The sequence below is a fragment of the Croceitalea marina genome (assembly GCF_042684265.1).
GTDB classification, from domain to species: Bacteria; Bacteroidota; Bacteroidia; order Flavobacteriales; family Flavobacteriaceae; genus Croceitalea; species Croceitalea marina.
Window position 1 is genome coordinate 52,485 of sequence record NZ_JBHULB010000005.1, and the last position, 13,749, is coordinate 66,233.

Sequence of the window (13,749 nt, forward strand, 5' to 3'; positions counted from 1 at the left end):
AGCTGTACAAAGATACGCTAGGGCTTAGGTAAGACCTAAACTTTATAATGTATTTAAGAAACTGGTTAAATCGGTTTCCTTGTCTATATTGAGTTTCTTTTTTAAGCGGTATTTAGATTTCAGAATACTATCAGGTAGTACATTTAAAGTTGCTGCAATTTCTTTGGTGGTAAGGTTCATGCGCAGAAAAGCAGCCAAGCGTATCTCCTTTTCGGAGATATCAGCTGCAAGTGTTTTCAATTTCTGGTCAAAATCATTATGAACCTCTGCAAAATAGGTTTTAAACACTTCCCAGTCCTTATCCGAAGCATTTTCCTTTTTTAAGAGCATTACAATACGCCTGAACTCCGTTTTAAACTTTTCTGGTGATTTTTTAATGTTTTCCAAATTTTCCATGAGTTCCTTAATAAAGGTATTCTTTTGAACTAAATGTAGCGTTTGGCTAGTAAGTTCTTTCTTTTTATGTTCAATTTCCTGCTTGTAGATTTCTTCTTGCTTTTCCCTAGCTATTTTATTCTTTTTAATACGTTGGCGATAACCAAAAACCGAAAGACCAAACAAGGCTAGGGCAGAGACCATACCTCCTCCATAAAGTCCCTTGGTGAGTTTGTCTACTTTGGCTTTTTCATTTAGGGTTTTGATTTCCTCATCCTGTAGCGCAAGAGCAGCTTCTTTCTTTTCAGTCTCATATTTCTTTTCTAGTTCATCAATTTGAGATCGCACATCCTTGTTGAAAATTGAATCGTATGCTACCATATATCTACCCCTAAAATCATAAGCTTTTTTGTGTTCACCCATAGCAGCATAGGTTTCCGCTATTTTTCGGTATAGTTGTGATTGGTTTTTGTACATACCCCCTTGCTCAGCCATCTCTAGTGCAGGATAGTAGTAGTTTAGCGCCTTTTGGTACTGGTTGACTTTATGAGCGTTGTATCCGAGACTGGACATTGCCAAAAGCTCTGACTGTTTCTGCCCAGTTTTTCTGGCGAGTTCAATTGCTTCCTTGAAATAGTTATTCGAAAGCTGAATACTGTCTAAACTTGCATAGGCATTTCCCAAGTTTGATACAAGCAGAGATCGACCCCTTGTATACTTCATTAGCTTATAAAGGGAGTCCGCTTTCTTATAGAAGGATATTGCTTGCAAACTGTTCCCCTGTTTATTTTCTAGAACTGCAATTCTATTCCATGCTGAAGCTAGCATTCGTTGATTGCCATTTTGTAGATAAATATTCTCAGCCTTTTGAAAGTACTCTTTGGCCTTCTCATATTTGAAGAATAAAGCATGTACTGTACCGATAGACAAATAGTTCTGCCCCAAAATGTTAGGGTCTGCATCAAACTTCTCCCGAATTTTAATTGATTTCATATGATAGACCATTGCGGAGTCCAATCTGCCCTGCATCCTTTGGTTGATACCTAAATTATTGAATGAATGGCTAAGTTCAAGTGTATCATCTGTTTTTTCTAAATAGCTTATGGATCTCCGAAATGATTTTTCCGATGCTTTATAATCTTTGCCATAACCTTCAGAGACTCCTTTTGCCCGATAATAGATTCCTCGTGAAAGATTTGATTTTGTTCTTTCTGAAATTACTTCCATAGAATCTAGATAAGCCTTTGCAGCATCCATTTTCCTTCCCCGCGTTTCCCGAAAAAGTGATTCGTAAATAAGAACTTTTTCTTTATCGTTAGCTGTTTTGAGCAAAGAAGCTAAGCTATCCACCTTCTTTTGATTTTGGGCACTTAGATCTATGGAGGATAGAAAGAGAAATGCCACAAATAAGATTTTGAATTTCATATTCTTGAGGTTGAATGGTTTGCCCGAATATAGTAAATAATGAATATCGAATACGATTGTCATCAACGTCGACTTAATAGCTTGTCCATGAAAAGTCCATAGTTTTTTATTTGATTTTAAAAATGAAAATGGTTAAAAACAGTTGGTTTTATTGATGGTGCAATGATTTTGGCGTTTTTGTTTTAGCGATGCCGTCCATGTCAAGTTTGTACTAAATCTACATGTACTGTCCATACTTTGTCCATATTCAAAATTAGGGTTGGGCTGTTTTCTAGTCTAGGTTTGGAGTGTTGAATCTAAAAAACCAAGAAATTATGAAAACAAATCAATCATTTTTTAGAATTACACTTTATGTGTCTGTTCTATGTTTATTATTAGTTGCATTTAGCAGCTGTAGCAAAGATGAAGTAGAACCGGGACCAGAACAGCCTAATTTTTCTAACAATGATGCATTAGATTTTAATGCTGCGGTTGCTAATCTAAGCGCTTTTAATCAGCCTAATGAATCTCCTATAGCAGAGACTAACTCGTCTGGTCCTGAACGTGACTCAGAAAACACAACCTTGGAATGTTTTACAAAAACATACAAAGGTGCTCCAGGGTTTAATGAACTGTTTACACTTGATCCAACTACTGATGTAATATATCCAGGTGCCATGTTAAAAGGAGAAACCATACCAACCGGCGAATATTCAAGAATTAATGCAGATAGGGCGCCTATTACTATGTCTATTTCGTTGAGCAATATTAACGGAAGCCCAAGTGTAACTATTGATAACCCCAATAATCTTAGTGAGGTGCGACAAGGCATTAATGAGTTATTAAACCGAGAGGTTACTGGTGCCACGCCAGCTCAACTTGTTATAGAGGAGTCTGAAGTATATTCGGAACAACAGTTGGCCATAGCACTTGGTGCTAATTATCGAGATAAGACCAAGGATATTTCTGGCAGTTTTGATTTTAATTCCACAACCGTTAAGAGGAAATATGTTCTTAAATTTATTCAAAAATATTTTACCCTAGACCTTGATTCTCCTGGAAAAATGCCAAGTGACCTTTTTACGAACCTTCCGAGCGTTGAAAGTTTGGGTGCTACCAATCCAGTATATGTTTCTTCGGTAACTTATGGTCGGATGGTTTTGTATACTATAGAATCTGAATCTAGTATATCAGAAATAAAATCTGCATTTGATGCTGCAATAGATGCTGGCAAAAGAGAAGGAGATTTTGAACTTGACGTTGATTCAAAAGAAATTTTGGAAAAGTCTAGTATCAAAGCAATTATAATCGGTGGTTCTGGAGCGAGTGCCGCACAAACAATAGGTGGCGATAGTCTTTCTAAAATATATGATTTTATTGCAGAAGGCGGAAACTATTCCCAGGACTCACCAGGCGCGCCTTTAGCGTATAAATTAAGTTATGTAAGAGAAGGTTTTCCAGCAGCTAGAGTAGTTTTAGCAACAGAATATCAAGTTAGAAACTGTGATTTGGCTTACCCACAATATGAATTGAAATTAGTTCGGATTGATGGCCCAACATTTGCCAGAGAACTATACGGTAACCTGGAAATTAGGATGTGGTCTGATGCGAATAATGATTTTGTGCGATCTAACACAGATAATCCTGGTGTTGATAATGCCTGGTGGAGTCGGGAAAATAGTAGTGAGGAAAGAGTTAATGTTAAAAAAAGTGATCCTTATGATTTTGATGAAGGTAAGATAGGTAATGAATTTTTCACTTATGATATTGAGCCTTACCGTCCAAACAAAAGTACGGACTACTTTGAATACAGAGGTCACCTATACGATAATGAATTAATCGGGTTCGATGATTTGGGCTCAAAATCAAAAAAGGCTTACCTAGATAATCTTGGTGAGAATGCCTTAACCGAAAAGAACCTTAAAGATGCTGGTATAATTGGTGATGATAAGGAAGTTTATCCGGATACAGAGCTATCGCCAGGAGAATATTATTATAGACATAGTTTTGAAGACGGAATAACTGTTTATTATAAAATTACGGAGAAGTAATCAAAGATGCAGTCGGCCGCTCAGGTTGGGTTCAACAACTTGATGCCGGCTGTTATTTTATTCCCGCAAAAGCGGGAATCTCTTTTTTTGTATAACATTCTTGAATATTCTAAAATCCATTTTTGTCATTTCGAACCCTGAGCATAGTCGAAGGGTGAGAAATCCCTAGAATTAGACTGGATTTCTCAAGCGTTTCGCTCATTTTCGAAATGACACCGTTACATCAAAACCGGTCCGAATCGGGCCAATAGGTCGAAGTATACTTAATTGCATTGTCTTTAAAGAACTGCTGGATGTCAATATAGGGATCTTTTTTGATGTTTGTAAATTTCTCTGCCAACAACATGAGAATACCACTTCGTCTACCGTTATTACCCGCACTATTTCTGGCAAACTCATCCCATCGATGCGATTGGGACTGGAGCAAAACGAAGAGCGCCGTCTCGGATGTTCGAGTAACATAAGTGAGATGCTCTCCTCCGGAACTGTTCTGACGAATGCACACTTTTCCGCTATGTACCATAATGTCGGTGCTGTTCACACTTCCGTCTCCATAAAGGGTATAGCTATTTTTCATTTTTTCTTTTCCACTAATTCCAATTGTTCCACACCAACACTGGTGGTGAACATCCCATAATTTACCACAGCTTTGTTTTTTTCAAGTTTATCGATACTGCCTACGGCCTTGCCATCGAACATACGTACCCGGTCACCGACTTTAAATACGGGTCTGGGCTTTGTTTTTTCTTCAATGACGGCCTTTTTCTTTTTGGCTACCTTCTCTTTTCGTACTGCAACGATTTTCTGTTCCAACTCGTTAGCTACCTGCTTTTTTTGAGCTTTTTTAGCTTTTGCCTGTTTTGCAGTAGTTTTCTTGCGTTTGCTATTTTCGGTTTCTACAATACGTAATAACTCCGAAACCAATGGGCGTTTCTTATTGTCTAAAAAGAATTTTTCGGCAGCATCATTGAGCTTATTTCCCAGATGGATCATACGTTGGTTATGATCGTACTGCTCTTGGTAGTTTTCGAGTTTCGATTTTACTTTAGCATTTAAGGCTTCCAGTTTTTTGGCTTCTTCACGGGCCTTACTTTCTTCGTCTTGAAGCCTGGAGCCAGTTTTGGCCATCTTTGAACGCTCTTTCTGCAGTTTGGCTATAGTCGCATCAAACCGAACTTTACCTCGTTCAATTTTTTTCTTGGCCTTATTGATGAGCGAGTAGGGAATACCGTTCTTTTGTGCTACCTCAAAGGTAAATGAGCTGCCCGCCTCGCCCATTACCAATTTAAAGGTGGGTTGCAGGGTTCTATTGTCAAAAAGCATGTTGGCGTTGGTGGCATGCGGTAATTCGTTCGCCAGTAATTTTAGATTCGAGTAGTGGGTCGTAATTACCCCATAACCTTCCCGCTCATAAAAAACCTCTAAACAGGCTTCGGCCAAAGCACCGCCCAGTTCAGGGTCGGACCCTGTACCAAACTCATCAATCAAGAACAAGGTTTTATTGTTACAACGCTTTAAAAACTGGTTCATGTTTTTAAGGCGGTAACTGTAGGTACTTAAATGATTTTCAATGGATTGGTTATCTCCAATATCTGTTAGTATCTTTTCAAAAAGAAAGACCGAGCTACGCTCATGCACTGGAATCAATAAACCGCTTTGCAACATCAATTGCAAAAGCCCAATGGTCTTTAAGGTAATACTTTTACCACCAGCATTCGGTCCGGAGATGACGATGATTCGTTTTTCTTGATGCAGTTCTATGGTCTGGGGCCAAGTTTTTTCTCTTTTTTGCTTATTGCTTAAATAGAGTAACGGATGATAGGCATCACGTAAGAACAATCGTTTCTCGGTATTGATTTCGGGCAGAATGGCATTCATTTCCGATGCGTACTTTGCCTTTGAGGCCGTAATATCGATATGGGTTAGAAAGTGTTGGTAGTTTTTTAGGGTTTCGGAATAGGGGCGAATGTAATTTGTGAGACCGTTCAGTATTTTTTGAATCTCCTCTTTTTCTTCAAACTCCAGATTGCTTAGTTCGGTACTGAATTGAAGTGTAGCTTCGGGTACAATGTAAACAATACTGCCAGTTTTTGAATTCCCCATCACCGTACCACGGACTTTCTTGCGGTGCATGGCCTTAACTGCCAATACACGTCTATTCTCCACAACGGATTCCCGAATCTCATCTAAAAATTCGGAGGCCTGATAGCGGGTTAGCGCGGCCCCGAAACTTTGATTGATTTTTCCTTTGACGGAATTAATCTGATATCGGATATTTTTAAGTTCTACCGAAGCATTGTCACGTATCTCACCGAACTTATCAATAATAGCGTCTATTTCTTCAACAATGGCCTTATTTTCTTCTACAGTTTCTGAAAAGGCCCACAAAAGCGGATAGTATTCCTTAAACTTTTTAAAGAATTTTTTATGGATGACTATGGTTGCACAAAGACTGCCAATTCTTCGGAAGCCCGAAATCTCTAGAGTTGTATTTTCAATCCCCAATAATTTTAGTTCGCTCGTAATAGCATCAAAACCATGATTGGGAATGCGATTGTCGTTATCAAAAGAGGCCAGATACTCTGAGGTTTGCCCCAATAACGTTTTTAAATAAGCTTCATCCGATAAAGGCTGTATTTCTAAAGCAGCAGCTTTGCCCAATTCGGTGTTGCAACGGGCTACTAGCTGATGCAGTACGGTGGGGAATTCTAAGTCTTGAAGGGTTTTTTGGTGTATCTGCTGCATGTTCTTTTTCTAGCAGCGCAAAGATAAGTATTACTAAAAGGAAGTGAAAAATTGGGTTTCGTTATCGGCTTGGTTATGGTTTCGTTATGGAATGGTACATGAGTATCAATCTGCCGTAACCAAAAATATGACATAAAGTTGGGTAAAGTTAGCCGTTAGTAGAACAGTCAAGTTGTTTAGCTTGAACCGCTATCCCAGAAACCACATAACAACAAATTAAATCTAACCACTGTGATCATTCTATGATAATTCATTAAGTTTGAGCTAATCGCTTTTTCATAAAAAAACCATACCATGAGAAACCAATTCTTCACATTACTGCTATGTTTCCTCTGTTCAACTTTTCTTTTTGCTCAAGATAATACGGTCAAACCTTGGTCAGACAAAAATTTTGAAGGCCTAAAACTACGAAGTATAGGACCTGCGTTTATGTCTGGTAGAATAGCAGATATTGCTATTCACCCTGAAGATGATAATACGTGGTATATCGCTGTGGCCTCAGGAGGAGTTTGGAAAACAGTAAATGCTGGAGTCACCTGGAATCCTATATTTGATAAAGAAGCTTCCTTTGCCACAGGCTGTGTGTCCATTGACCCTAATAATCCTCATGTTGTCTGGGTAGGTACTGGAGAAAATGTAGGTGGCCGTCATTTATCGTTTGGCGATGGCGTATATCGAAGTGATGATGGAGGAGCGAATTGGAAAAATATGGGTCTGAAAAACTCTAACCATATATCGAAAATTGTTATTCATCCTGAAAATTCGGATGTGATATGGGTGGCCTCACAAGGTCCGCTTTGGACAAAAGGCGGTGAAAGAGGATTGTATAAATCTATCGATGGTGGAACAACTTGGAAGCGGACTTTAGGAAATTCTGAATGGACGGGTGTCACCGACATTGTTATTGACCCTCGAAATCCTGACCAAATGTATGCTGCAACTTGGGATAGGCATCGAACTGTAGCTGCCTATATGGGAGGAGGTCCTGGTACAGGGTTGTATCGAAGTTCAGACGGCGGTGAGACATGGGAAAAACTCGAAACGGGTTTGCCTGAATCGAATATGGGAAAAATCGGTTTAGCGATTTCCCCTCAAAAGCCTGATGTGTTATATGCTGCTATCGAATTAGACAGACGAAAGGGCGGTTTATATCGCTCGATAGATCGTGGCTCGACCTGGAAGAAAATGTCTGATGCGGTATCTGGTGCAACAGGACCACATTATTATCAAGAGTTGTATGCTTCACCGCATCAATTTGATAGATTGTATTTATTGGATGTAAGGGTACAGATTTCCGAAGATGGCGGGAAAAGTTTTCGTCGCATGAAGGAACAACATAAACACTCTGACAATCATGCTTTGGCTTTCAGAAAAAACGATCCTGATTACTTATTGATGGGTACAGATGGAGGTGTTTACGAATCTTTTGATTTAGCCGAGAATTGGCGTTTTATGGGAAATCTTCCTTTAACGCAATTTTATAAAGTGGCGGTTGATGATGCCGAACCTTTTTATAATATCTACGGAGGTACACAAGACAATTCCACTGAGGGCGGTCCTTCTCGAACGGACAACATACATGGTATTCAAAATTCAGACTGGAAAGTAGTCTTGGACTGGGATGGACACCAACCAGCTACCGAGCCAGGTAATCCCAATATTATGTACGGACAACGTCAGGAAGGAACCTTGTCCAGAATTGATATGATTACCGGTGAGGTGATGGACATTCAACCGCAACCTGGAGCAGATGAAGATTATGAACGCTATAATTGGGACGCCCCAATTTTGGTAAGTCCCCATGCACCAGAACGAATTTTTCATGCATCGCAAAGACTTTGGGTTTCTGATAATCGTGGCAATGACTGGCGCACCCTATCAGGAGATTTAACACGTGACCAAAATCGTTTAGAGTTACCGATTATGGGAAAACAACAAAGTTGGGATAATGCGTGGGATTTGAACGCAATGTCCAATTACAACACGATTACTTCTATCGCTCAATCACCGCTTGATGAAAATTTAATATACATAGGCACCGATGATGGGTTGATACAGGTAACAGAAGATTATGGGAAAACTTGGCGCAAAATAGAAGTGTCTAGCATTAAAGAAATGCCGAGACTTCCATATATCAATGATATCAAAGCAGATTTACATGATGCTAATACGGTCTATGTAGCTATGGATAATCATAAGTATGGCGATTACCAACCTTATATATTAAAGAGTACAGATCGTGGTAAAACTTGGAAGTCCATTCAAAATAATTTGCCTAAACGGGACTTGGTTTGGCGTCTTGTTCAAGACCATGAAAAAAAAGATTTGTGGTTTGCGGGAACTGAATTTGGTATTTATTTTTCTCCTAATGCTGGTGATAAATGGATAAAACTCGAAGGCGGTGTGCCTACCATATCGTTTCGGGATTTGGCTATTCAGCGTAGGGAAAATGATTTAGTTGCGGCCTCTTTTGGAAGAAGCTTTTATGTTTTTGATGATATAAGTGTACTACGAGAAGTAAATGATGAAGTTTTGAAAAATGACGCTACTTTGTTTTCAACTCGAAAAGCATGGTGGTATATCCCAAGAGGGCAGCTCGGTTTTGAAGGAAAAAAAGGGGATCAGGGAGCTGACCATTTTGTAGCTGACAATCCTCCGTTTGGAGCTGTCTTTACCTATTATTTGAAAGATGATTTAAAAACAAAACAGGAAATTCGTTCCGCTCAAGAAAAGAAAAACAAAGAGAATATCGCTTTTCCCGGTTGGGATGCCTTAGAGGCAGAACGGATGGAAAATTCACCTAAAATATGGGTTGAAATCAAAGATAAAAATGGGACTGTTGTCAGACGCGTAGACGGTACGGCCAAAAAAGGGTTTCATAGAGTTGCTTGGGATCTAAGATATCCTTCTCCTAATGCTATTTCCATGGTTGAACCTCCAGCGCCCATGTGGGACGATAGCCCAAAAGCGTTGATGGCTGCACCAGGAACATATTCCGCTTCGCTTTTTCAACAAGTGGATGGAGTGGTAAAAGCCTTGTCCCAATCGATAGAATTTGAGGTGGTGCCATTACGCAAAGGTGCATTGGAAGGTGCACCGCATTCAGAAGTGGCTGCTTTTTGGCGACAATATGAAGATGCCGTACGTTCGCATTCTGCTATTCAAATGAGTTTAATGAATTCTTTGACCCGTGCAGAACGCATGAAAAAAGTATTGGATTATTCGCCTACAGCAGCAGGTAGTTTTGATAATCGATTGGCTGAAGTACGAATGGAACTTCTGAAAATTGACCAAGCGCTAAATGGTGAAAAATCGAAAGTAGAACCAGGAGAAAAAACGAGGCCGACAGTCGGTGGTAGATTATTTTCTTTACAAATTGGAATTGATCATTCAACATATGGTCCTACGACGAATCATCAAAACGCTTTACAGCTGATCAATGGGCAATTGAGTTCATCACAGTCACAATTGGAAATGAGTCAAGGGAAATTATCGCAGTTGGCAAAGGATTTGGTTAATGCAGGCGCACCGTGGATGGAAGGCGAAGCACTACCGAAGAATTGAGGGTATTTCGTATTCATAATCCTAAATGATTTAAATGGGGTCTATCAACTCTCAAAGGCTGTTTTTATAAACTTATTCACGCAAGAAACCACATAAAGCCTTTTAATCCGCTGCATTTAGCACATCTATTAGTTCGTTTAAATCACCATCGATATCATTTGGAATTTCTAAACCTAAAATTTTAGACATTACCGGGTAAATATGAATGTTCTTCACAGCATCTGTGATGTAACCATTCTTAAAGGCTGGACCATTAGCATAAAAAATGCCATGCATCTCTTTTAGATTGGGGTCATAGCCATGAACCCCAAAATTCTTATTGTCACCCTTTAATAGCATTTCTATTCGTTTTTGAGAGGTGAAATAATAGCCCATATCTGGCAACACTTGTAGTTTCCCCCAGTCTTCGTTTTGTGGTGTATGCTCAAAACCTGGGGTATCCTCAGTTTTATAGACCTTAAAGTTTTGCTCTTTCGTTTTTAGATAGGTATAAATCGAATCGATTTGGCTATTGTCGTTCGGGTGAATATTAACGATAGCTCCATTATTCAAGGTTTTATATAGCGAAGGGTTTTCAACGGCTTGAATGGGCAAATAGTTATTAACGGCTATATCTTTCATGCCATGGTCGGAAACGATGATGATATTGACCGGTAAGGCAGTTTGTTTTACCCCTTTGAACAGGTCGCCCAAATGTTTGTCCAAAGCGTAGAGGGTCTCCTTTATTTTTTCATCGTTTGAAGGCCCGTAATCGTGCCCGGTATTGTCCATATCAGAAAAATACATAGTGATGAGATGTGGTCTTTTCTTTTTGGGCATGGCCAACCAATCCAAAGCTTGATTTACCCGAACATCGCTCTGTATTTTATTATCAAAAGTGTAATAGTAGGAGGGATGCATCCCTTGAACATCGGCCTCCGTGCCTACAAAGAAAAAACTGGCCGAAACCATGTTCTCTTTTTCCGCTGCCACCCAAATAGGGGTTCCGCCATAAAAATTGCCATCTTCAACGGTTTCGCGGTTTCCTAACCGGTACAACTTGTCCTTTTTATAACTATAGAACGAATTTCCAATGATACCGTGCTTATCAGGATACATGCCAGTGGCAATCGTATAATGATTTGGGAATGTTTTTGATGGAAAAGCGGGAATTAATGATTCCGCCTGGACTCCGTTTTTAATAAATTCAACCAGGTTGGGGGGCTGAAAACGTTCCACATAATCCCAACGGAAGCCATCCAGCGAAATTAAGATGAGATAGGGTTTTTGCTGAGCGGCCTTGGAGTTGGTAATCGGAGTGCCCTTTACAAGACTATTGCTCGATTTGCATGATAAAAACAGTACAAAGAGGGTGCATACGATGCTAAATAAATATGTTTTTTTGCTCATGATTGATGGTATAGCTGTTACAAATCTCGGTTTTTAGAGCATGAATTTGCAGATAGTGTCCTGAATTCTTTCAGTATAGTTTTTAACAGTTCAGAACTTCATCGACCAAAACGGCAACATTGAAGCGAACCACATCGGTTGTTGGCAGCCCTGTGAGCTTAACCGTTTCTTTGATGCTGTTTAAAGCTTCTTCTTCCGATAAACCTGTAGTATTTAGAGCAATGCCAATAGTCTTTGCTTTGGTTTGCGAACCGCAAACCTCGGCTAGCGCTTCATTTAACGCAATGAATTCATCTAAGGGAGGAATGGGGATGTGTGAAACAGGTTCTCGCAGATGGGAATAGGCCGCTTTGTGACATAAAATCATATGTGTAGGCTGCGCTCCACGTATCAAGGGCAGGGTAGCGGTACTACCGGGATGCGCCAATGAACCCTGCCCCTCGATGATGACAATTTCTTTATCCGAATGTTCTAAAACAGCTTCTTGTACGGCTCCTGCTGCTTGGTCGACTTTAATGGCATCCAAAGGTATTCCGCTACTCATAATGGTGATGCCAATTTGGCCAGTGGGTACAAAACCTACTTTCATTCCTTGTTTTTTAAGTTCAGCGTACAGTTCTAGGCCCGTGGTCATTTTACCAGCAGCCATATCGGTGCCAATCATTAAGATGCGCTTGTTGTTTAGCTGCGCGGCCTTGCCCGTTGCAATAGGGTAGTTGGCCTTAGGTTTGCGAACATCCCAAATCTTTTGGTCTGCCTTAGTGTTAAGTAAATGCCCGAAACGTGCATTTAAATCATCATGCAATCCATTGATTAAGGAAAGTCCTTTTTGTAAAGCTTCGGAGATAGGTGCTTCCCACGAAGTCGGAAACTTACCCCCGGAAGGAGCGATACCTAGAACTAGAATTTCACTTCCTTTTTGAACAGCATTATCAATTGTGGCAACTACCGGAATGTTATACGGAAGGCCAACGGCTTCTTTAACTGTTTTTCCGGCGAATTTTGAATCGATGACACATACAATAGGGTGTTTTGAAAAACGCATCAGTCCAAAACCCATTTTTCCCGAGTCAGAATCCAACGCCCCTTCCATAAATAGGGCTATTCTTTGGCTAGTAACGAACATAGTTTATACAGATTTGAATTTAGCCCCATGCCCAGGAATAGCTAAGGGCATGGTAATTTCATTAATAAGCGGAGCTCCCTCGCAAGGGTCTGGGTTTAAATTCAGATGAGAATCTAAATCAATATGGTCTAAGGCACCTGAAACTGCTGCTCCTGCAGCTATGGAAATGGAACTTTCGCCCATACAACCAATCATAGTTTGTAGACCAAAAGCCTTTGCCGTTGCTATAATTCGTAATGCACCGGTGATTCCACCACACTTCATTAACTTCATATTCACCCCGTCTACAGCGTGCGCCCATTTCGGGATGTCGCGAGCAAATCTGCAGGATTCATCGACAAATATGGGTAAAGGGCGGCCTTTATACAATTCTGGCAAATCATGTTCTTGCCCTTCTTTTAAAGGTTGTTCTACATATTCGCAGTTGCGCTCTGATAACCAATGCATCATATGTTTTGCCTTATCTAAAGTCCATCCGCCATTGGCGTCTACTCGAATCGCTATGGGCCGTTGTTGATGGTAGTTCAATACCTCGGTATACATGGCTTTGTCCGCCTCAATACCATCATTACTGCCCAATTTCACTTTTAAAGTCTTGATTCCCTGATTTTTTAAGATGAGCGGTAAACGTTTTTTAGCTTCTGCCGGACTCATAATACCCAAAGTAATGGAAGTGGCATGTTTTGGTTTTGAAAAACCCAAAAGTTCGTATAAAGGGAGTTGCGCTTTTTTTGCTTTTAAATCCCACAGGGCGATATCTAGTGCTGCAAGGGCGCAGGGAGCTACTCCCGCCAGCATGGCAGCGTCATAGGTGTCCTGAACAGAACTTAAATCCTTGTGTGTTTTTAAAAAACTTTCTAACTGCTGTTGTGCTTCTTCAGGACTGGAGGCTCCTTCGGATGTTCCGGGCGAAGTTTCCCCCCATCCGGTATGTTCGCCATCGGTGACAGAAACATATAGGTTAGATTGCCCATCACGAACGCCCCGGCTTATGCGTAACGGATATAACTTTTTAAGATAAAGCGTTTTAAAGGCTACTTTCATAAATCGGTCAATAGGTATCTTCCTCTAAAGTATTAGAATTTATTCATGTTT

Annotated in this window: 8 protein-coding genes; 2 read left to right on the plus strand and 6 right to left on the minus strand. The window is 40.1% G+C overall.

From position 1 onward, the window contains the following. Window positions 1-42: 42 nt before the first annotated feature. Window positions 43-1,800: a tetratricopeptide repeat protein gene (locus ACFSQJ_RS01220; RefSeq protein ID WP_377764925.1), complete on the minus strand. Its 1,758-nt coding sequence runs from the start codon at window positions 1,798-1,800 to the stop codon at window positions 43-45. A 314-nt stretch (window positions 1,801-2,114) separates the two neighbouring features. Here ACFSQJ_RS01220 and ACFSQJ_RS01225 point away from each other — a divergent pair, with 314 nt between their 5' ends. Then, on the plus strand, window positions 2,115-3,830 hold the full coding sequence (locus ACFSQJ_RS01225) for a thiol-activated cytolysin family protein (RefSeq protein ID WP_377764926.1): 1,716 nt from the start codon (window positions 2,115-2,117) through the stop codon (window positions 3,828-3,830). A gap of 223 nt (window positions 3,831-4,053) precedes the next feature. Here the strand turns inward: ACFSQJ_RS01225 and ACFSQJ_RS01230 are convergent, their stop codons facing one another. Both ACFSQJ_RS01230 and ACFSQJ_RS01235 read right to left on the minus strand, forming a co-directional pair. Continuing rightward, the gene (locus tag ACFSQJ_RS01230) at window positions 4,054-4,407 is read right to left on the minus strand and encodes a hypothetical protein (RefSeq protein WP_377764927.1); all 354 of its coding nucleotides are present in this window, start codon (window positions 4,405-4,407) and stop codon (window positions 4,054-4,056) included. Continuing rightward, complete coding sequence (locus tag ACFSQJ_RS01235) at window positions 4,404-6,575, minus strand: endonuclease MutS2 (RefSeq protein WP_377764928.1); 2,172 nt, start codon at window positions 6,573-6,575, stop codon at window positions 4,404-4,406. The genes ACFSQJ_RS01230 and ACFSQJ_RS01235 overlap by 4 nt, the downstream gene beginning before the upstream one ends. Before the next feature lie 294 nt (window positions 6,576-6,869). On the opposite strand from ACFSQJ_RS01235, the gene ACFSQJ_RS01240 reads away from it, so the two are divergent. After that, window positions 6,870-10,139: a VPS10 domain-containing protein gene (locus ACFSQJ_RS01240; RefSeq protein WP_377764929.1), complete on the plus strand. Its 3,270-nt coding sequence runs from the start codon at window positions 6,870-6,872 to the stop codon at window positions 10,137-10,139. A gap of 102 nt (window positions 10,140-10,241) precedes the next feature. On the opposite strand, the gene ACFSQJ_RS01245 is transcribed toward ACFSQJ_RS01240, so the two are convergent. The 3 genes from ACFSQJ_RS01245 to ACFSQJ_RS01255 form a co-directional block, all read right to left on the minus strand. Then, window positions 10,242-11,528, minus strand: coding sequence for an alkaline phosphatase family protein (locus ACFSQJ_RS01245; RefSeq protein ID WP_377764930.1), 1,287 nt, complete (start codon window positions 11,526-11,528; stop codon window positions 10,242-10,244). Window positions 11,529-11,610: 82 nt separating this feature from the next. Beyond that, window positions 11,611-12,654, minus strand: coding sequence for a DUF1611 domain-containing protein (locus ACFSQJ_RS01250; RefSeq protein ID WP_377764931.1), 1,044 nt, complete (start codon window positions 12,652-12,654; stop codon window positions 11,611-11,613). A 3-nt stretch (window positions 12,655-12,657) separates the two neighbouring features. Next, on the minus strand, window positions 12,658-13,698 hold the full coding sequence (locus ACFSQJ_RS01255) for a dipeptide epimerase (protein ID WP_377764932.1): 1,041 nt from the start codon (window positions 13,696-13,698) through the stop codon (window positions 12,658-12,660). Window positions 13,699-13,749: the final 51 nt, after the last annotated feature.

Coding starts and splice junctions, on each gene's coding strand:
- ACFSQJ_RS01220 (WP_377764925.1), bottom strand. CDS start 1,800: ATGAAATTCAAAATCTTATTTGTGGCATTTCTCTTTCTATCCTCCATA.
- ACFSQJ_RS01225 (WP_377764926.1), top strand. CDS start 2,115: ATGAAAACAAATCAATCATTTTTTAGAATTACACTTTATGTGTCTGTT.
- ACFSQJ_RS01230 (WP_377764927.1), bottom strand. CDS start 4,407: ATGAAAAATAGCTATACCCTTTATGGAGACGGAAGTGTGAACAGCACC.
- ACFSQJ_RS01235 (WP_377764928.1), bottom strand. CDS start 6,575: ATGCAGCAGATACACCAAAAAACCCTTCAAGACTTAGAATTCCCCACC.
- ACFSQJ_RS01240 (WP_377764929.1), top strand. CDS start 6,870: ATGAGAAACCAATTCTTCACATTACTGCTATGTTTCCTCTGTTCAACT.
- ACFSQJ_RS01245 (WP_377764930.1), bottom strand. CDS start 11,528: ATGAGCAAAAAAACATATTTATTTAGCATCGTATGCACCCTCTTTGTA.
- ACFSQJ_RS01250 (WP_377764931.1), bottom strand. CDS start 12,654: ATGTTCGTTACTAGCCAAAGAATAGCCCTATTTATGGAAGGGGCGTTG.
- ACFSQJ_RS01255 (WP_377764932.1), bottom strand. CDS start 13,698: ATGAAAGTAGCCTTTAAAACGCTTTATCTTAAAAAGTTATATCCGTTA.